We start from the raw sequence: 18,391 nt of genomic DNA, 5'->3' as shown, positions 1-18,391 counted from the left end.
GGGTGCGGTGCCACGTCAACGTACGGGGAGGTGTCACCGGGCTCCGGCCGGACCAGCTCCTCGGTTCTGGCTGATCTGGGCCGTCAGGAGGTGGGAGTCGAGCAGGGAGACGTCCGCCGTGCGGTCCGCCCGCGTGTATCCGGCGAGCATGCGTTTGGTCAGTACGAGGGCCTCGGGGGAGCGTCGGACGAGCGGTCTCGTCCAGGCGCCGACGACCTCGTCCAGCCGGTCCAGGGGGGCGGTCTTGTGGAGGAGACCGAGCCGGTGGGCGGTGTCCGCGTCGAACACGTCGCAGGTGAGGAAGAGTTCGCGGATCCTGGAGGCTCCGGCCTCGGAGACCAGGCGGCCCATCGCTCCTCCCCAGGCGGGCGGGAGTCCGATGCCCACCTCCGGCATGCGGAAGCGACAGCTGTCGGCGCCTGCGCGCAGGTCGCAGAACGAGGCGAGCGCGAGCCCCGCGCCGATGACCCGGCCGTGGACCCGGGCGATGGTGACCGCGTGGGTGTTCTCCAGCGCCTGGCACAGGCGTTGGGCCTTGTCTCCGATGCGTCGCAGACCGGCTCCGGTCGGATCCGCTGCGAGCGCCTCCTCGTACTCGCTGCGGTCGGCGCCCAGGCAGAAGTCCTGGCCCATGGACGACAGGATCAGGATGCGGATGTCCGGGCGTTCGTGGAGATCGTCGAGCAGGAGGAGCAGATCGTCGAGGGCGGCGATGCCCAGGGTGTCGTCCTGGTCCCAGGGGTTGAGTCGGACATGGAGCACGGGGCCGTCCTGGTCGACGCGTATCGCCTTGCGGGACGGGCGGGGGAGAGTGCGCGTTGTCTCGGTCATGCGAGGGCGACATCCAAGTTCAGCAGGCGCCGGAACGCCACCCGGGGGGCCATCGACGGGCGGCGCACGAGGGTGAGGCGGGGGAGGCGCCGGACGAGTTGACGGAGCAGGGTCTGGGCTTCGAGCCGGGCCAGCGGGGCACCGAGGCAGTAGTGGATGCCTCCGCTGAAGGCCAGGTGGGCGGGCTTGCGCAGGGGGTCGAACCGGTCGGGGGCCGCGTGCTTCGCCGGATCCCGACCCGCGGCCCCCACCATGAGGTGGACCATCTCGTCCTTGCGTATCTCCATTCCGCCGAGGAAGCAGTCCTCGGCGGCGACCCGGCTGATGACGTGGGTGGGCGGGTCGTAGCGCAGCGTCTCCTCGACGAACGCCGGCACCAGGTCGGGGCGGTCGGCGATCTGTTGCCAGCGGTCCGGGCTCTCCACGAGCAGGAGCGTCATGGTCGTGAGGAGGGTCGAGGTGGTCTCCAGGGCGGCCAGGAGAACGAACAGCACCAGGAAGTAGACCGCCTCGTCCGCCTTGTCGCGGTCGGGTTCCATGGCGTCCCACGTCTGTATCCAGCGGGAGACCGGATCGTCGCCCGGGTGGGCGCGCCGGTCGCGTACCAGGTCCATGAAGTAGGCGCGCAGTTCGGCCGTGGCCGCGTCGGACGCGGCCAGCTGACTCGCCGAGGGCAGCAGCTCCTGGGTGAAGACCTGGTCGTGGGTCAGCTGGCGCAGCCGCGCCCCGTCCGCGGCCGGGAGCCCGAGCCAGTCGCCTATGGTGGCGACCGGCAGTTCCTCGCCCACCAGGGCCGAGAAGTCCGCCTCCCCGTCGCGCAGCTGCTCCGCCAGGGTGTCCAGGAGCCGGTCCGTCGTCCGGCCGACCGTCCGGCTGATCCGCTCCACCTCGGACTTGTCGAACGTGCCGGCCGCCCGGCGCACCCGCGTGTGGTCCGGGGGGTTGAGCGCGGCCAGCGTGTTGCTCATCTCCTGGGAGGAGGGGGCGTTCCAGCGGGTTCCCGCCCCCTGTTGGTCGCGCCACCGCTTGTCGGGTTCGAGCCAGTCGCGGCTGCGCAGCACCTGATCGCAGACGGCGAAGCTGGTGACGACGGAGCCGCCCCAAGGGGCGGGGAAGACCTCGCCCCTCGACAGGAACTCCTCGTATATCGGGAAGGGATCGGCCTGCCCCCTTGACGTCCGCAGACGCGAGAAGAGGGAGGCGGACGCCCTGCGGTCATACGACGGAGTTGTGGCAACTCCCATGATGGCGGCTCCTTTCTGAGAACCAGCCGCCATGCATACCCACAAGATCATTGAAGCATCCAATAACACAGGGGTCTCAGGAGGTAACTTAAATCACTCCCCTCGCGTCCATGCCAGGAATCGGCTGAACAGTCCCCCCTTGTTCTGCGGAGACTCGGCCGTCGGCGGCCGGGATGCGCGGTCGGCGGGAGCCGTCTGCTGGGGGGCCTGGACCGTCTGCGGGTGGGCGGGCTCGGCGGCGGCCGTCGGCATCGTCCGCGGGCTGAAGCGGATCGGGAGCGTCACCAGCGAGCGGCTCCACGGAGTCGGCGCCCAGGCGAGGGTCTTGAACGGAACACGCATCTCGACGTCGGGCAGCCGGTTGAGGAGGGTCTCCACGGCGGTGACCGCGATCATGAACGCCGGGTCCTTGGCCGGGCACGCGTGCGGGCCCGCCCCGAAGGCCAGGTGCGCCTTCGCGCTCAGCTGCTGGCGGTGCTCGGTCAGCTTCGGGTCGGTGTTGGCCGCGGCGAACGAGATCAGCACCGGGTCGTTGGCCCGGAGCACCCGGCCGGCCAGTTCGACGTCGTGGGTCGGGTAATGGGCCGCGTAGTTGGCGATCGGCGCGTAGTTCCACAGCGTCTGGGCGACGGCGTCCTCGACCGGAAGGCCGGTCTGCCACTCCTCACCCAGGTACAGCGCGCTGCTGGTCCCGATGGCGGCGGTCAGCGGCGCCGTGCCGCCGGAGAGCAGCGTCACGAGCTGGTGCAGCACCTCCTCGTCGCTCAGCTGCGCCGAGTGCTCCATCAGACGTGTCGTCAGGTCCGCGGCCGGCCGGCGCCGCTTGAGGGCGATCAGCTCGGCCAGCGCCCCGCCCAGCACCTCGTCGGCACCCGGAGTGCCCTCGAAGATGCCGCTGATCCCGGCGATCACGCGGTCGCCGATCTCGGGAGGGCAGCCGAACAGGTCGCTGAAGACCAGCAGCGGCAGCGGCTGGGCGTAGTCGGCGATCAGCTCCGCCTGGCCGCGGGGCTCGGAACTGAAGCGGCTGATCAGGTACTCGGCGGACTGCTGCGTCTGCCTGATGAGCTGGCGCTCGTTGACCGTGGCGAGGCTGTCGGTGACCGCCTGGCGCAGACGGGCGTGTGCCGCGCCGTCGCTGAAGAGCGCGTTGGGGCGGTAACTCATCATGGGCAGAGCCGGGCTGTCCGCCGGGACGCGCCCTTCGTTCAGCGCGTTCCAGCGGCGGGAGTCGCGGACGAACGACGCGGGGTTCTGCAGGACGTAGAGGGCCGCGTCGTAGCTGGTGATCAGCTCGACCTCGACGTCCGGAGCGATGTCCACGGGTGCGCTCGGGCCGAACGACCGCAGATGCGCGTAGTGGCCGTCGGGGTCGGCTCCGAACGAGGGACCGTACAGCGGTACGTTCCCGTGCGCGGGGCATCCGGGAGGTATCTCCTGTGCGTCAAAAGGCTGTGGCATTCCGCGCTCCTAGCCGAGTAGGGACATGAGGTGTTTGACGAGGGTGATGAGGGCCTGCGCCGAGGTGCTCTCGTCGCGCACGTCGCACTTCACGACGGGGGTTTCGGCCGTCAGGTTCAGTGCCTCGCGGACTTCGTCGAGCGGGTAGTCCGTGGTGCCCTCGAAGTGGTTGACGCCGATGGCGTACGTCAGGCCGAAGCTCTCGACCAGGTCCAGGACAGGGAAGGACTCGTGCAGCCGCTCCGGGTCCACGAGGACCAGCGCGCCCAGCGCGCCGCGGGAGAGCTCCTCCCACATCTCCTTGAAACGCTCCTGGCCGGGCGTCCCGAAGAGGTAGAGGACCAGCGTGTCACTGAGGGTGAGGCGGCCGAAGTCCATGGCCACGGTGGTGGTCTTCTTGTGAGGCGTGCCCGACAGGTCGTCGAAACCCTCGCTCGCCTCGGTGATCTCCTCTTCGGTCCGCAGCGGCTCGATCTCGGAGAGACTTCCGATGCAGGTGGTCTTGCCGACCCCGAAGTGCCCCACTATGAGGATCTTCACCGCGTGGGAGACGTCTGGATCCAGGTACACGCGTTACGCTCCGAATCGATTCTTCAGGCCCTCGAGCACGGCGCTGACCAGTTCTCTGTCGACACGTTCGGCGCGCGGTATCGGCCGTCTCACGAGGATGAGGCCGTCCTCCTCCAGCTGCGCCAGCAGGATGCGCACGATGCCCAGCGGCAGGTGCGTGTGCCCGGCCACCTCGGCCACGGCCAGGAAGCCCTCGGCCACCAGGTCCAGGACCTGGCCGGCTTCCGGGGAGATCGTCCGCGCGGCGGCCGACGTGTCCTGCGCCGCCATGACGAGGGTGGTGTGCTCGTACTCGTGATCCGGGGGCAGGGCCCGTCCGTTGGTGATCACGAAGAGTGGGACTAACGGAGACGTCAGTTCCAGCTCCTGCTCGGGCTCGTCAGGCATGGCCTGCTCCCTCTCCCCGTGCTGCCGGCGTGGTCAGTTTCGGGATCACTTCGTGCAGGCGGGTGGTGAACTCCTCGATGTCGCAGTCGTGCTCGGCGGCGGCGGCCAGGAACGCCCCGGTGCCGGCGGATATCAGGAAGATCCAGCCGTGCTGGAACTCGATGACCGTCTGCCGCCACTCGGCGTCCTCCAGAACGCCCGCGAACTGCGAGGTGACCCGGCTGTAGGCGTGGATGCCCGTCATCGCCGCGGAGATGGTGTCCGCCAGGTCCCTGTTCAGGCCGCTGGTCGCCCCGCGGGGCAGACCGTCGGAACCCAGCAGTACCGCGTGACGGGCGCCCTGCACATCGGCGATGACCCGGTCGAGATCGGCGAGTACGAAGCCCGAATCGCCCGAGCCCTCACGCCGGACCCCTCCGGTGCCCCGCGTCCCCGCGTCGTCCTCCGCGTTCACCCGCGGCGGCGTGGTGAGGTTGGTGCCCAGCCGGGCGACGAGGCGGTGCATACGGAAGGAGATCTGCTGCATGTCCACATCGGGCGCCGCGGCGGCGGCCAGATAGGCACCCTGTCCCGCGCCGATCAGAAAGCTCCACCCGTGGGAGAACTCGATGATCGTCTGATTCCACTGCCGGTCCTCCTCCGGTCCGGCGAAGTGAGCCGTGGCCCGGCTGAGGGACTGCATCCCGGCCATGGCGGCGGAGATGGTACGCACCTCCTTCTCGGCCAGGCCCTCCGTGGCCCCACGGGGAAGGCCGTCCGCGGACAGCAGGACGGCGTGCCGTGCCCGGGGCACGTTGTGCACGATGTCCTCAAGCATCCACGACAGGTCTGCGGTCATGCGTCTTCGGACCCTTCGAGCGACGTGGCATCAAGGTTGCGGCCCGAGAGCGTGCCGCGCTGGAAGGCCCCCAGGCTGCGTCCGGAGGCCCGGCCGGCCTCCTCGGGAGCCCGTGCCGCCGGGCGGGTGACCTCGGGGTCGGGCACGCTGGCGATGGGCGCCTGGCGCGATCCGCGCTTCGGTAGACCGTGCGTCGTACGCGAGGTGCCGCTCTGCGGCCGTCCCTCGGCACGGCGAATGCTGCTGACGGGAGCCTCCTCGGCCGGCGCCGTCTCCTCCATCGTCCACAGCTCCTCGGGCAACAGGACGACGGCTCGGACGCCGCCGTACCGGGAGACTCCGGTGACATCCACCTTGAAGCCGTACTGACGCGCGATCAGGCCGATCACCGGGAAACCGAACTTCGGCTGGTTCCCCAGCTGCGAGAGACGGGGGACGACGTCACCGGACAGCAGCTCGGTCGCGCGCTGCCGGTCCTCGTCGTTCATGCTGACACCGGCGTCGTCGATGACGATGCACAGGTTGTTCTGGACCCGCTGGAACGTCACCTCGATCGGTGCGTCCTGCTGGGAGAAGCTGGCAGCGTTGTCGAGCAGTTCGGCCACCGCGAGCGCCACCGGCGCGACCGCGGACGCCTTCAGCGCGAGACCGGCCTGCTGCATGATCGCGACCCGGTGGAAGTTGCGGATCTGCCCCTGGGCGCTGCGCACCACGTCGTAGACGCTGGCGGGCCGGTTGCGGCGGCCGAGCGGCGCACCGCACATGACGGCGATGCCCTGCGCCTTGCGCGCCATCTGGGCGTTGGCGTGGTTCACTTCGAGCAGGTCGCTGAGGACGGCATGGCCACCGTACGTCCGCTGGATGCCGTCCAGGAGTGTCGTCTGCTCCGCCGCGAGGCTCTGCAGGAAGCTGGCGGCCCCCTTGAGGACCGCCTTGGTGTTCTCCTCGGCTGCTTCCTTGGCTTCCCGGAGGGTTCCGTCCTGCTCGCTCCTGAACCGCTGCAACTCGGCTCGGGAGAGGTGGAGCTGACTGTCGGATGTGTGCAGCTGGCGCCTCAGCTCGGCCTCCGACTGCTGCTTCTTCGCCCCAAGGGCTCTGTTGCGGGCGGTGAGTGCCACGACCGCGACGACGGCTATCGCCGCCACCGCAACCAAGCACCACACAAGTGTGTCTCGAATCATGGAAACCTTTCCCGGCGCACGGCAGGCGGACGGCGGCGGCTACACCTCGCGAGGAGCCGCGACACAGCCGCTCGGCGCTGTCCGGCCGCTGTCGCGCGGGGAGCAGGCCACCGATCGCAAATCAGCATCTGAACCCAGTGGATCAAGATCACAGATGCCGGGATGCTATCACCGGATCATTCCTCCGGCCGATGTCGGCCCTGGCTCCGGATTTGGCCAACACGCCCTGTATTCAGGCATGTTGAGGAGCGCGTTCACCGCCCGGTACGGCTGGATCCCGCGCCTCTCACTTCCGGCTGCCCCGGGGTCGTTCGAAGGTCTTCACAAGAGGAGTGACAATCTCTCACATGTCGTTGTGCCGTTGGCGACCGGTGCCCCCGGGGGCCGTCGTCCGGGCGCCCCGGCCGCCGCTGGCGAGACGAACTGCCACGTAACTCCGCTTAGGTGTCCGTCCGGTGACCACCAGTCATCCGGACTGGGTGGTTCCGCTGTCCGGCTCGCGAGGCGCGAGTGGTCAGCCGGGGGTGGTCCAGCGTTGGTTGGTTCCGCCCGTGCAGGCGTAGGTGATCAGTGCGGTGCCGTTCGCGTCGGCGCCCCCCTCGGCGTCCAGGCACCTGCCCTGGTTGACGAGGGAGGCCCCGGAGCGCTGCCACTGCTGGCCGGTGGATCCGTCGCACGTCCTGAGCTGGACGGAACCACCGCTCGCCGTCATGCACTTGTAGAGCGCGCGCACGGTTCCGTCGTGGGCGAGGACCCAGTTCTGGTGGTTGCCGCCGGTGCACGTCCACAGTTCCAACGGGGTGCCGTCGGTGCTGCTGCCGCCGGTGATGTCCACGCACGAGCCGCCGGTTCCCGTGATCTCGCCGGAGGCGGAGTTGCCGACCGCGTCGTCGTGCATGCTGCCGCCCGGGACCTCGGTGACCTTCGCGTACGCGGCGCAGGTGCTGCTGGTGGAGGTGGCGCCGACCGAGCCCGTGACGGCGGAGCCGCCGGTGGACGTCCCCTTGGGCAGATCGAAGCGGGCTCGTGAGTAGGGCTCGTCCTCGCAGGTCGCGGAGTTGCTGTTCCAGTCGAAGTACTCGACCCAGTCGACCATGCCGCCCGTGCTGATCCGGGCGCCCGCGCCGACCTGGAGGCTGCCCAGGACGAACGAGGTGCCGGCCGTGACATCGGAGATGGTCGCCTTGTACCAGCCGTCCGTCGTGTCGGGGGAGACGCGGTACGTGTAGTGGTGGCCGGCGGTGAACGCCTGGTTGGAGCGGCAGGTGTAGCCCGTGCCCGACTCGTCGAAGGTCTGGCAGTAGGTTCCGGCGGAACCCGCCTTCGCCGCGGTGGAGCCCCACAGCGAGAAGAGGAACATTCCGGTGCCGGTGCGCCAGCGCTGCTGGCCGACGTACCCGCCGACGCTGTTGTCGAAGCCGAACTGGTGGGCCCAGTAGACGTTTCCTCGGCCCGGGTCCGCCTCGACCGTGGTGCCCCAGGTGACCTCGGTGAGGGCGGTCGTGCCGGCGGGGAAGCCGTAGTTGGTGTAGGTGCCGGGGGTCTGTCCCGCGGCGTGTGCGGGTGCGGACGGGCCCAGGCCGGCCGCGACCGCGAGGACGGCGGTCACGCAGGCGGATGCGAACGTTCTGAAGCGGTGCACGGTGCCCCCTTGGGGTGGGTGAGCGTAATGAACGGCATGCACCTGACAAGAGTGGGGGAGTGGGTGGCGCGCACGGCATGGACTTCCCTCGCGTGCGCATGGACTCTTCCGGGGGTACGTGAACCGGCGCTCGACATCGTGGAGCGCGAGCTGTTCGCGGACCTGTCCGCGGGCGATGTCGCCGCCGTGCGTGGGCTGGTCCGTACCAAACCCTTGACACGTCTATCATTCACTCCTTAAATCACGTAGTGAACTAAGCGTCCCCCAAGGCGAGTTCCGGACCCCCCCACCCCACCCGGCGAGGCAGTCGCCCGGATTCCCGCACCTGTCAGACCTGTCATATGCATGCCATGCACCCCCCACCGTGCTCCATGAAAGGGACAGTCGTGGATTCTTCGCGCTTACCCCGGCGCCTGCTGGTGTCGCTCATCTCGGTCCTCGCCCTCGCGTCGCTGTCCACCGGCTTGGCGCAGGGCGCGCCCACGCCCCCGGCGGAACCCTCCGCGCGTACCGCCGCGGCTGCCGCCGTCACCTTCGCCGACGAATTCGACGGGCCGGCCGGTGCAGCCGTCGACGGCGGGAAGTGGCAGATCGAGACAGGCGACAACGTTGCCAACCACGAGCGGCAGTTCTACACCGCGGGCAACCGCAACGCCGCCCTCGACGGGCAGGGTCATCTGGTCATCACCGCGCGCCGGGAGAATCCTGACAACTACCAGTGTTGGTACGGGCGTTGCGAGTACACCTCCGCCCGTCTGAACACGGCCGGCAGGTTCACCACGACGTACGGACGCGTCGAGGCCCGCATGAAGATCCCGCGCGGGCAGGGCATCTGGCCGGCGTTCTGGATGCTGGGCAACGACATCGGTCAGGTGGGCTGGCCCAACTCGGGCGAGATCGACATCATGGAGAACGTCGGCTTCGAGCCGTCCACCGTCCACGGCACGCTCCACGGGCCCGGCTACTCCGGCTCGGGCGGCATCGGCGCCGGCTACACCCTGCCGGGCGGTCAGGTGTTCGCCGACGCCTTCCACACCTTCACCGTCGACTGGAGTCCGAACGCGATCACCTGGTCCGTCGACGGCACGGTCTACCAGCGGCGCACCCCCGCCGACCTCGGCGGGCGCCAGTGGGTCTTCGACAAGCCCTTCTTCCTGATCCTCAATCTCGCGGTCGGCGGCTACTGGCCCGGGGACCCCGACGGCAGCACGGTCTTCCCGCAGCAGCTTCTGGTCGACTACGTCCGGGTCAGCACCGACACCGCGCAGCCGGGCGGTGGCGGCCCGATCACCGGCATCGGCAACAAGTGCGTGGACGTGGCCGGGGCCAACAGCGCCAACGGCACGGCCGTACAGCTCTACGACTGCAACGGCAGCGCCGCACAGCAGTGGAACGTCGGCGCCGACGGCACGATCCGCGCGCTGGGCAAGTGCCTGGACGTCGCATCGGGCGGTACGGCGGACGGCACCCCCGTCCAGCTGTGGGACTGCAACGGCAGCGCCGCGCAGCAGTGGGCGGTGCCGGCGGCCCGCGACGTCGTCAACCCCCAGGCGAACAAGTGTCTCGACGCCACCGGCAACAGCTCCGCCAACGGCACCCGGCTGCAGATCTGGACCTGCACGGGTTCCGCCAACCAGAAGTGGACGGTGACCCGATGACGCCGGGGTTCCTCCGTGGCGCGCTCGGTATCACTGTCGTCGCGGCGCTCCTCACCGGCCTGAGCGGTGCCCCCGCGAGCGGTGCGGCGGCGGCCACCGGGCAGATCACCGGGATCGGCGGTACGTGCGTCGACGTCGCGGGTGCCGCCACGGCCAACGGCACGGCCGTCCAGCTCTACGCCTGCAACGGCAGTGCCGCGCAGCAGTGGAACGTCGGCGGCGACGGCACGATCCGCGCGCTGGGCAAGTGCCTGGACGTCGCATCGGGCAGCACGGCCGACGGCACGCGTACCCAGCTGTGGGACTGCAACGGCAGCGCCGCACAGCAGTGGACCGTCACCGCCGCGCGCGACATCGTCAACCCGCAGGCCGACAAGTGCCTGGACGCGACGGGCAACAGCTCCGCCAACGGCACCCGGCTGCAGATCTGGACCTGCACGGGTTCCGCCAACCAGAAGTGGACGGCGCCGAGCGGCGGCGGGGGCGAGCCGGCACCCGTCGGCGCCATGGCCGTCGCCCCGTATCTCTACAACGGCTGGGGGAGCCCGCCGAGCCCGACCACCGTGATGAACGCGACGGGCGTCAAGTGGTTCACGCTCGCCTTCGTCCTCAGCAACGGATACTGCAACCCGCAGTGGGACGGCAGCCGTCCGCTGAGCGGAGGCGTGGACCAGCAGACCATTACCACCGTGCGGGCGAACGGCGGGGACGTCATCCCGTCCTTCGGCGGCTGGAGCGGCAACAAGTTGGAGAGTTCCTGCGGCAGCGCGGGCGAGCTGGCCGCCGCGTACCAGAAGGTCATCAACGCCTACGGCCTCAAGGCCATCGACATCGACATCGAGGCCGCCGCGTACGACAGCCCGACCGTGCAGCAGCGCACCGTCGACGCGCTCAGGACCGTCAGGGCCAACAACCCCGGGATCAAGGTGTACGTCACCTTCGGCACCGGTCAGAACGGCCCCGACAGCAGCCTGATCAACAGGGCCGCCGCCTCCGGCCTCACCGTGGACAGCTGGACGATCATGCCGTTCAACTTCGGCGGAGCCGGCCAGAACATGGGCCAGCTCAGCGTCCGCGCCGCCGAGGGACTCAAGAACGCGGTCAAGACGGCCTACGGGTACACCGACGACCAGGCGTACCGGCACACCGGCATCTCCTCGATGAACGGCATCACCGACAACGGCGAGACCGTGACCGTCGACGACTTCCGCACCCTTCTCGGCTACGCCCAGCAGCGGCACCTGGCGCGGCTGACGTTCTGGTCGGTCAACCGCGACCGGCCCTGCACCGGCGGCGGAGCCGACACCTGCTCGGGCGTCTCTCAGCAGCCATGGGACTTCACCCGGGTCCTCGCCCAGTACACCGGCTGACCGTTCCCCTCCTGAGGCGGTACCGCCGCCGGCCGGAGCCCGCCCTGCGCGGTGGCGTTCCGGCCGGTCGGCGCGGTGACCGCACGCACGAACTCAGAGCGCCGCAGCAAGGGACGACAGCGCGGCCAGGGGGTCCTCGCCGACCGGGGTGAGCACCGAGTTGGTCACGCCCGCCTCCCGGAGCGCGGTGAGCCGCGCCCGTGCCTGCTCGGGTGTGCCCGCCACCGTCAGCTCCGCGACCCACGCGTCGGGCATGCGCCGGGTGAACTCGGCCCGGGAGGAACAGCGGGAGCGTAGTTCCGTGAGCTCGTCGCCGAAGGGGAGCGCGGCGATATGGGCGCGCCAGTCGGGTTCACCGATCCACTCCAGGGCGCTGCGCGCGGCAGCGATCGCGGCCTGCGGATCGTCGTCGACGGAAGCCACGTTGTAGGCCACGACCCGATGCGGCCGGTGAGGGCTGATGTGGCCGAGGGACTCCCGGACGTACGCGGGCGCCGCGGGCTCGGCCAGGATGGTGCCGTCGGCGACCTTCCCCGACACGGCCAGCGACTTCGGCCCGCGGACCCCGGCGAGCACGTCGGGAACCACGGACGGGAGCGCGGAGGGCTCCAGACGGACGTCGTCCAGCCGGACGTACCGGCCCTCGCTCCGTACCTGCCCGCCGCGCAGGAGTTCCCTGACGGCGGTGACGTACTCCGTCAGCAGCGTCAACGGGCTGGCGGGCCAGGCGCCGACGCTGCGCATCCAGTGCGGCATGCCGTGTCCCACGCCGACGTCGAGCCGGCCGGGAAAGAGCTGGGCCAGAGTGGCGATCTCCATGGCGGCGAAGGCCGGATTGCGGCTTCCCACGGGCAGCAGGCCGATGCCGACACGGATACGGTTCGTGCCGGCCAGCACGGCAGTGGCCTGGGCGATGCCTCCCCGGAAGCCCAGGTCCTCGACGACCCACAGATCGTGGAAGCCGAGCTCCTCGGCCCGGCGTGCGAAGGGCAGGAAGTCACGTGAGGGCAGATCGCGCGGCAGCATGACGCCGACGGAATGCTCAGGGCTGCTCATGGTGAACTCCTCGAAGGGCGGAGGCGGACGGATGTCACGGTGTGGTGACCGACAGCCTCGCAGATCATGGAAGTCCGACCGCTGCTCGTGGGACGGGAACGGGTATCGCCGACCGCCCATGCGGGGGTCCGTGACCGGAAAAAGGTGAGGCCCGAATCGCCGACGATTCGGGCCTCACAGGCGCGTGGGGAGTCGCCATGCCATGTGCGCTTCGTCATTACCAACGAGCACCGGCGTGTTCGGTTACGGCCCCCGCGGGTCCCATTCACCCGGCGTACGCCGCCCGACGGCGGTGTCAGTGGCGTGTGCTGAGATGTTTCCGACGCCTGGCAGACAACCGGACGGGGGGAAGGGCGCGATGTCTCAAGCAGGTCCTGCAGGTCCGGAGGCGGCCGGACTGCGACGCGCGGTGCTGGAGCTGCTGACGCACGACGGGCCCGGTCGGGAGCACGACGAGGTCCTGGACGACGGCCTCGCCGTCGAGTTGATACGGCAGACGCGCCCGGCCCGCACACTGGCCGGCCGGCTCGGCGGCGTCCCGCGTCCGGGCAGCGCCGCCGCGGCTCTGCTGGGCCGGCTGGCGGAGCACCACCTGACCGGTGACCCCGACCGCTGGCGCGGACTGCACGACGCTCTCGCGACGTCCCGTCAGACCCTGCCGGACCTGGTCGCCGCGCTTCCCGCACCGGCCGATGGTCCGGCGTCGCTGCCGCCGAAGTCCGTCTGCGACACCCTGGGACTGCTCCTGGAGCGGACGGCGCCCCGGCACGCCGCCGCCGCGCTGACCGCGCTGCCGGACCGGACGGTGGAGACGCTGCTGTCGGGAGGCGCCCTGCCCGGTGCGGAGCTGTCGGCCGCCGTCGTGCGGTTCGGCGACAGCCGGGCCCGGACCGCTCTCGCCCGCCACCCCCGGATCGACGCCCGCGTCCTCAAGGCGCTCGTGGCCGCGGACGACCCTGTGGTGAACGCCGCGGTGTACCGCAACGCGCGCTGCACACCGTCCCTGCGAAGGACCGTCATCCACGCACTGGACCGTGTCCCGCTGGACGAAGGGCTGCGGGCGGAGCTGCTGTCCGCCACGGGACACGCCTCGCGCAGCCGGGCGATGCCGCTGCTGAGCAGCGGTGATCCCCAGCTGGCCGCCAGGGCCTTCGCCTGGGGCGTGCGCAAGGTGGCACAGCGCTACGCCCTTCTGCGCGTCTGGGAGTGCCGAGGACCCGACGCCGTACGCGCCGCGCTGGCCGACCCCGACGTCGTCCGCCACGTCCACGCGGACATCCGGACCGAAGTGGCCTCCGCGCTCGACGCACCGGACGGGCAGGCCGTGCTGCGGGCCGCGGCGCGCGCGTACGAGGACCCGGCCACGCTGCCGCACCTGCTGAGCACCAGCCGCGGCACCACCACCCTGCGCGACCTGCTCAACGAGCCGTACGCGCACGACTTCCGCGCCCTCGCCGCCGCCAACCGGCAGGCGCCGTTCATGCCGAAGGCCGCGGAGGAGCTGGTCCGCCACGAGGACGCCACGGACACCGAGCGAGCCGACTTCCGGCTGACGCTGCTGAACGAACCCTGGCGGGCCGGCGGCCGGATCGCCGGGAACCTCACTCCGCCGTCCCGGCGACTGGCCGAGGAGACGCTGGACGACGCAGCCGCCGACTGGGCCGTCGGCGTCGTGCGGGCCGGGCTCCTCGACCCGGCCGAACTGGTCACGACGGCACGGCCCGCAGCCCGGGCCGTGGAGGCCATGGGTGCCCTCGCCGGGCACGGCCTGTGGGGCGGAGAGGCCCGCGACACGCTCGCGGCCCGTGTCCGGGACCGCCTCGACGCCCGGCCCGATGCCTGGACGGCGCTGCTGGAAGCGCTCGCGGAGCATCCCGGCACACTGGCGGAGGCCATCGACGAGTCCGCGCGGACAACAGGGGACGGCGCTGCGGCACGGCCGCTCGTGGACGTGGGAGGGGCGGCGGCGGAGGAGCACGTCGTCGACGATGCGCCGGCCGTCGCGTACGAGCCGCCCGCGACGTCCCTGGAGGAGCCCGGGTGCACCGAGCTCGGTGCGCTGGACCTCCTGGCGTCGCTCGCCCCGGGCGGCACCGCGCCGGGGCTGGAGGACGTGACGCACCGGTGCGAGGCGCCGGACCGCGAGGAGGCGCTGGCCCGGTTCGAAGGTGGAGGGACCACCGACTCCCTCGCCCGGTCGACCGAACGCGCCTATCTGCACGGCGTCCTGCAGGCCGACGACCTGCTGTTCCATCTGCCGGCTGCCTGGATGCTGCACCTGCCGCACGGCTGGGAGGGGTTCGCCTTCACCGCGGCCTGGGAGCGGGCGCTCGCCGCCTTCCTCGCCCGCGAGCTCGGTGACGACGTGGACGCCTGGCTGCGGCTCGCCGCGACCGCACGCGGCGCGGCGGCGACCGACGGCGACCCCCGTGGAGGGGTGCGGTCCGACTCCTGGCCACGGTTGCTGGACCGGTCGCGTCGCGAAGGCCCGTACGGGACGGAGAGGTTGAGAGCACTGTGCGCGGGTGTCGACACCGCCTCGACGTTCGCGCCCACCGTCGCGCCCACCACACCCGAGGCCGCGGTGCGGCTGCTCGCCCGGGGGAACCACCTGTGGGCCTGGCCCCTGGGGACGCTGCTGTGTGCGGCGGAACCGGGCGTCGTTTCCGCGGTGCTGCCCCGCTGCGGCCCGGACGGGCCGTGGTTGCTCGCCGCGTTCCTCCTGCGGCGCAGGCCGACCCCGCACGTGCCCTTCACCCATCTGCTCCACCTTCGCGACCGTGCGGCCCTGCGGGTTCTCTCCGAACAGTCCCGGTGGCTGGGAGCCGATGAGGTGTCGCGCCTGGTGGACCTGGCCGATCCCGAGACCGACCTGGCCGTGCTGCGCACCACCTCCGATCCGCGTGTACGGCGCCGGATCGCCGCCCGGCCCGGTCCGCTGGCGCCACGCCTCGTCGACGAACTGCGCTCCGATCCCCTCGCCGGCCCGCCCGGCGGCACCGTGTGGCTGGAGTCGGCCGAACCCGACCTCGTGGAGCTGGTCCTCACCAGATCGGGCAAGCGGCTCAACCTGGCCCAGCAACTCGTGGGCTGTCTGAACCTGCTGCGCAGCGGTGGGCCCGGGCGGCTGGCCGCGCTGGCCGGGAGCGGAGTCCTCGGGGCCACCACGACGCGGCTGTGCGAGAAGGCCCTCGCCGCCGACGACCCGGCCGCGCCCCTGAGAGCGCGCGCCGGGCGGGAGCTGTCGGCGGAACGTCTGGCGAAACGCCTGCGCCGCGCGCAGGGCCACTGGGTCACCCGGGAGATCCTCGACACCACGCCGGGCCTGCCGGACTGGGACGGGCTCCAGGCCGAGCACGACCGAGAGCCCATCCCCGGGTGGGAGCAACTGGTCCGGCATCCCGACGCACCGCACGAGTTCGGCATCCGCAACGCCGCACATCTGCCGGAGCTGTCACTCAGGTCCGCACCCTCGGGTCGGGAGCGGACCGTGGCACGCGCCCGGCACGGGGTGGGCGGACACCGGCGCGAACCGGTGGACGCCGTGCTCGACCATCTGCTGCGGACAGGGCGGCTGACCGCGCGGGACCTGATCCACGAGGCCGCGCCGGCGGCCGTCGTACTGGACTACCTCCATCGTGCACGCCGCCGGTCCGACGCCCCCGCGGACGTGCCCACCGCCGTGGCGGAGGTCGCCGGCCTGGTGCGCGAGCGGCTCGGCGACGACACCGACGCGTGGCAGCGCGCCTTCGCCCGGCTCACGGGACGGGACCAGCCCGACCGGGACCAGCCGGACCTGGACCATCCGGACCTGGCGCCCCGTGCGACGGTGGCGTCGGTGCTCGCCGTGCGGTGACGGCCTGCCCGCTCCGTGGTCACGCACCCACGATCTCGACCATCTCGAAGTCGGCCTTGGCCGCGCCGCAGTCGGGGCACGACCAGTCGTCGGGGATGTCCTCCCAGCGTGTGCCGGGGGCGATGTCCTCCTCCGGCCAGCCCTCGGCCTCCGCGTAGACCAAACCGCACACCAGGCACTGCCACGTCTTCATGAGGTCTCCATGGGCTCGAAGTCGATCTTCTCGCGTACGCCGCAGTCGGGGCAGCACCAGTCGTCGGGTACCCGGCTCCAGGGTGTGCCGGCGGGGAAGCCCTCGCGCGGCTCACCGGTCCGCTCGTCGTAGACGTACGCGCAGACGGGGCAGACGTAGCGGTCTGCCGGCACGGCCGCGCTCATACCGCGCGTCCGTAGCGGGCGAGGACGGCTCGTTGCCTGGACGGCTGGATGTTCGCGCGCGTGACGTCCCCGTCGTAGTGGGCGACGACGCGGTGGTCCATCACGCGGCGCCACAGCGGAGGGAAATAGGCGAGCACGATCATTCCCGCGTAGCCGGCGGGCAGTTCGGGCGCCTCGTCGCAGTGGCGCAGGGCCTGGTAGCGCCGGGTGGGATTGGCATGGTGGTCGCTGTGCCGCTGGAGGTGGTAGAGGAAGACGTTGGTGGTGACGTTGTCGCTGTTCCAACTGTGCCGGGGCGCGCAGCGTTCGAAGCGGCCCGAGGCGGTGCGCTGTCGCAGCAAGCCGTAGTGCTCGGTGTAGTTGATGACTTCGAGCAGGCAGAACCCGAAGACGGCCTGGCCGACGAGGTACGGCAGGATGCCGGGGCCGAACGCCGCTGTCAGGGCGGCGAAGAGCACGAGCGACATCGCCCAGGCGTTGAGGATGTCGTTGCGCGGCGTCCAGGGGGACGTGCCCATGCGGTTCAGGCGGGCCTTCTCCAGGCGCCAGGCCGACTGCAGACTGCCGGCCACGGTGCGCGGCAGGAAGCGCCAGAAGCTCTCGCCGAGACGGGCGCTCGCCGGGTCCTCGGGGGTGGCCACTCGGACGTGGTGGCCACGGTTGTGCTCGATGAAGAAGTGCCCGTAACACGTCTGGGCCAGGGCGACCTTGGACAGCAGGCGTTCGACGGACTCCTTCTTGTGCCCCAGCTCGTGGGCCGTGTTGATGCCGATGCCCGCCACACCGCCGAGCGTGAGGGTCAGGCCGATCCGGCTCACCACGGAGAGGTCCCCGTGGGTGATCAGCCAGCAGCCGGCGACGAGCCCGGCGTACTGCATGGGCAGGTAGAGGAAGATGCACCAGCGGTAGTAGCGGTCCTGCTCCAGCCAGGTCAGCGCGCTGTCCGGCGGATTCGCGGTGTCCTTGCCGAAGAGCTGGTCGACGACCGGGACGATCACGTAGAGCAGGGCGAAACCGGTCCACCAGAAGGCGCTGAGGCCGGTCCCGGCCACGAGCCCCCAGCTGAGGAAGGGGAGCAGCGGCACGATCAGTCCGATGAGCCACAGGTAGCGCTTGGGGTCGTGCCAGGTCACCGCCGACCGTGCGGCCCCCGAAGTTGATGACATCTGCGAACTCCTCACCGTAGGAAGGCACTTGACCCACCAAACGTCGAGTAGTCAGACACTTCGCACAGGAAGTGTCAACCTTTTGGACGGGATGCGCGCGGCTGGCTACAGTGAGCCCACGATGACAAGGTTTCGCGAGAACGTTCGATCGCTGCTCCGTGAGCAGGTACTGAACGCGGCCTACGAGCTCGTGACCGCCGAGGGCTGGGGCAAGCTGCGCCTCGCGGCGATCGCCCGGATCGCAGGCACGAGCCGGCAGACGCTCTACAACGAGTTCGGCTCGAAGGAGGTCATCGGGCAGGCCCTCATCGAGCGAGAGGCGGAACGCTTCCTGCTCGGCATCCAGCAGCAGTTGGACGCCCACCGGGACGACCTGGAAGCGGCGGCGGCGGCCGGGGTCGGCTACACGCTGCGCCAGGCGGCCGACAACGCGTTGATCAAGGCGGTCCTCACCAGCGCCCGGGGCGGCGAGGACGACCTGCTGGCCTATCTGACCACCCGGCCCGAGCCGGTCTTCAACACGGCGACGGCCATGCTCGACGCCTATGCGGCCGACGCCTGGCCCGAGGTCGACGCGGAGTCCCGCAGTCTCGCGGTGGAGACGATCGTGCGTCTGACGGTCAGTCATATCGTGCAGCCCGGCGCCTCGCCGGAGGAGTCCGCCCGCCGCATAGCGATGATCACGGTCCGTGCCGCACAGTACCCGCGGACCTGACCGCACCGCCCGCTCCCCGGGACGCTCCGCCGCTCCGG

The 18,391-nt window shown here is 70.9% G+C and carries 16 protein-coding genes; 4 read left to right on the top strand and 12 right to left on the bottom strand.

What is annotated here, in order from left to right:
• Window positions 1-33 precede the first annotated feature (33 nt).
• From OG230_RS03105 to OG230_RS03070, 8 genes are all read right to left on the bottom strand, one after another.
• Window positions 34-831 (bottom strand): enoyl-CoA hydratase/isomerase family protein, encoded by a 798-nt coding sequence (locus OG230_RS03105; RefSeq protein ID WP_328908577.1) that lies wholly within the window; start codon window positions 829-831, stop codon window positions 34-36.
• Window positions 828-2,075 (bottom strand): cytochrome P450, encoded by a 1,248-nt coding sequence (locus OG230_RS03100; protein ID WP_328908576.1) that lies wholly within the window; start codon window positions 2,073-2,075, stop codon window positions 828-830. Before OG230_RS03100 ends, OG230_RS03105 begins: the two co-directional genes overlap by 4 nt.
• 93 nt (window positions 2,076-2,168) lie before the next feature.
• Window positions 2,169-3,536 carry a cytochrome P450 gene (locus OG230_RS03095; protein WP_328908575.1) on the bottom strand — a complete coding sequence of 456 codons (1,368 nt, stop codon included), beginning with the start codon at window positions 3,534-3,536 and terminating at the stop codon, window positions 2,169-2,171.
• A gap of 9 nt (window positions 3,537-3,545) precedes the next feature.
• The gene (locus OG230_RS03090) at window positions 3,546-4,106 is read right to left on the bottom strand and encodes a GTP-binding protein (protein WP_328908574.1); all 561 of its coding nucleotides are present in this window, start codon (window positions 4,104-4,106) and stop codon (window positions 3,546-3,548) included.
• Window positions 4,107-4,109: 3 nt separating this feature from the next.
• Window positions 4,110-4,493 (bottom strand): DUF742 domain-containing protein, encoded by a 384-nt coding sequence (locus OG230_RS03085; protein WP_328908573.1) that lies wholly within the window; start codon window positions 4,491-4,493, stop codon window positions 4,110-4,112.
• Window positions 4,486-5,331, bottom strand: a complete 846-nt coding sequence (locus OG230_RS03080; RefSeq protein WP_328908572.1) for a roadblock/LC7 domain-containing protein — start codon at window positions 5,329-5,331, stop codon at window positions 4,486-4,488. Before OG230_RS03080 ends, OG230_RS03085 begins: the two co-directional genes overlap by 8 nt.
• Window positions 5,328-6,512: an ATP-binding protein gene (locus OG230_RS03075; RefSeq protein WP_328908571.1), complete on the bottom strand. Its 1,185-nt coding sequence runs from the start codon at window positions 6,510-6,512 to the stop codon at window positions 5,328-5,330. Before OG230_RS03075 ends, OG230_RS03080 begins: the two co-directional genes overlap by 4 nt.
• A 514-nt stretch (window positions 6,513-7,026) precedes the next feature.
• A complete protein-coding gene (locus OG230_RS03070; RefSeq protein ID WP_328908570.1) occupies window positions 7,027-8,154 on the bottom strand; it encodes a ricin-type beta-trefoil lectin domain protein in 1,128 nt (375 codons plus the stop codon).
• A gap of 386 nt (window positions 8,155-8,540) precedes the next feature.
• Here OG230_RS03070 and OG230_RS03065 point away from each other — a divergent pair, with 386 nt between their 5' ends.
• Both OG230_RS03065 and OG230_RS03060 read left to right on the top strand, forming a co-directional pair.
• Complete coding sequence (locus OG230_RS03065; protein WP_328908569.1) at window positions 8,541-9,812, top strand: ricin-type beta-trefoil lectin domain protein; 1,272 nt, start codon at window positions 8,541-8,543, stop codon at window positions 9,810-9,812.
• On the top strand, window positions 9,809-11,182 hold the full coding sequence (locus OG230_RS03060; protein WP_328908568.1) for a ricin-type beta-trefoil lectin domain protein: 1,374 nt from the start codon (window positions 9,809-9,811) through the stop codon (window positions 11,180-11,182). The genes OG230_RS03065 and OG230_RS03060 overlap by 4 nt, the downstream gene beginning before the upstream one ends.
• Window positions 11,183-11,275: 93 nt before the next feature.
• Here the strand turns inward: OG230_RS03060 and OG230_RS03055 are convergent, their stop codons facing one another.
• Window positions 11,276-12,238, bottom strand: coding sequence for an LLM class flavin-dependent oxidoreductase (locus tag OG230_RS03055; RefSeq protein WP_328908567.1), 963 nt, complete (start codon window positions 12,236-12,238; stop codon window positions 11,276-11,278).
• A 358-nt stretch (window positions 12,239-12,596) separates the two neighbouring features.
• Here OG230_RS03055 and OG230_RS03050 point away from each other — a divergent pair, with 358 nt between their 5' ends.
• Window positions 12,597-16,094, top strand: coding sequence for a hypothetical protein (locus OG230_RS03050; protein WP_328908566.1), 3,498 nt, complete (start codon window positions 12,597-12,599; stop codon window positions 16,092-16,094).
• Window positions 16,095-16,113: 19 nt separating this feature from the next.
• Here OG230_RS03050 and OG230_RS03045 read toward each other — a convergent pair whose 3' ends face one another.
• The 3 genes from OG230_RS03045 to OG230_RS03035 are packed head-to-tail and all read right to left on the bottom strand — an operon-like array spanning window position 16,114 to window position 17,638.
• The gene (locus tag OG230_RS03045) at window positions 16,114-16,287 is read right to left on the bottom strand and encodes a rubredoxin (protein WP_328908565.1); all 174 of its coding nucleotides are present in this window, start codon (window positions 16,285-16,287) and stop codon (window positions 16,114-16,116) included.
• Window positions 16,284-16,472, bottom strand: coding sequence for a rubredoxin (locus OG230_RS03040; RefSeq protein ID WP_328908564.1), 189 nt, complete (start codon window positions 16,470-16,472; stop codon window positions 16,284-16,286). The genes OG230_RS03045 and OG230_RS03040 overlap by 4 nt, the downstream gene beginning before the upstream one ends.
• Window positions 16,469-17,638 (bottom strand): alkane 1-monooxygenase, encoded by a 1,170-nt coding sequence (locus tag OG230_RS03035; protein WP_328908563.1) that lies wholly within the window; start codon window positions 17,636-17,638, stop codon window positions 16,469-16,471. The genes OG230_RS03040 and OG230_RS03035 overlap by 4 nt, the downstream gene beginning before the upstream one ends.
• 121 nt (window positions 17,639-17,759) lie before the next feature.
• Here OG230_RS03035 and OG230_RS03030 point away from each other — a divergent pair, with 121 nt between their 5' ends.
• Window positions 17,760-18,353 (top strand): TetR family transcriptional regulator, encoded by a 594-nt coding sequence (locus tag OG230_RS03030; RefSeq protein WP_328908562.1) that lies wholly within the window; start codon window positions 17,760-17,762, stop codon window positions 18,351-18,353.
• Window positions 18,354-18,391 lie beyond the last annotated feature (38 nt).

This window comes from Streptomyces sp. NBC_00234 (assembly GCF_036195325.1).
Lineage (GTDB): Bacteria > Actinomycetota > Actinomycetes > Streptomycetales > Streptomycetaceae > Streptomyces.
This window is presented reverse-complemented; position numbering and strand designations above follow the sequence as displayed.

What these genes read in the sequence shown, in the direction of transcription:
- OG230_RS03100 (WP_328908576.1), bottom strand. Translation starts at nt 2,075, where the DNA reads ATGGGAGTTGCCACAACTCCGTCGTATGACCGCAGGGCGTCCGCCTCC.
- OG230_RS03055 (WP_328908567.1), bottom strand. Translation starts at nt 12,238, where the DNA reads ATGAGCAGCCCTGAGCATTCCGTCGGCGTCATGCTGCCGCGCGATCTG.
- OG230_RS03080 (WP_328908572.1), bottom strand. Translation starts at nt 5,331, where the DNA reads ATGACCGCAGACCTGTCGTGGATGCTTGAGGACATCGTGCACAACGTG.
- OG230_RS03040 (WP_328908564.1), bottom strand. Translation starts at nt 16,472, where the DNA reads ATGAGCGCGGCCGTGCCGGCAGACCGCTACGTCTGCCCCGTCTGCGCG.
- OG230_RS03045 (WP_328908565.1), bottom strand. Translation starts at nt 16,287, where the DNA reads ATGAAGACGTGGCAGTGCCTGGTGTGCGGTTTGGTCTACGCGGAGGCC.
- OG230_RS03050 (WP_328908566.1), top strand. Translation starts at nt 12,597, where the DNA reads ATGTCTCAAGCAGGTCCTGCAGGTCCGGAGGCGGCCGGACTGCGACGC.
- OG230_RS03060 (WP_328908568.1), top strand. Translation starts at nt 9,809, where the DNA reads ATGACGCCGGGGTTCCTCCGTGGCGCGCTCGGTATCACTGTCGTCGCG.
- OG230_RS03105 (WP_328908577.1), bottom strand. Translation starts at nt 831, where the DNA reads ATGACCGAGACAACGCGCACTCTCCCCCGCCCGTCCCGCAAGGCGATA.
- OG230_RS03085 (WP_328908573.1), bottom strand. Translation starts at nt 4,493, where the DNA reads ATGCCTGACGAGCCCGAGCAGGAGCTGGAACTGACGTCTCCGTTAGTC.
- OG230_RS03035 (WP_328908563.1), bottom strand. Translation starts at nt 17,638, where the DNA reads ATGTCATCAACTTCGGGGGCCGCACGGTCGGCGGTGACCTGGCACGAC.
- OG230_RS03030 (WP_328908562.1), top strand. Translation starts at nt 17,760, where the DNA reads ATGACAAGGTTTCGCGAGAACGTTCGATCGCTGCTCCGTGAGCAGGTA.
- OG230_RS03095 (WP_328908575.1), bottom strand. Translation starts at nt 3,536, where the DNA reads ATGCCACAGCCTTTTGACGCACAGGAGATACCTCCCGGATGCCCCGCG.
- OG230_RS03075 (WP_328908571.1), bottom strand. Translation starts at nt 6,512, where the DNA reads ATGATTCGAGACACACTTGTGTGGTGCTTGGTTGCGGTGGCGGCGATA.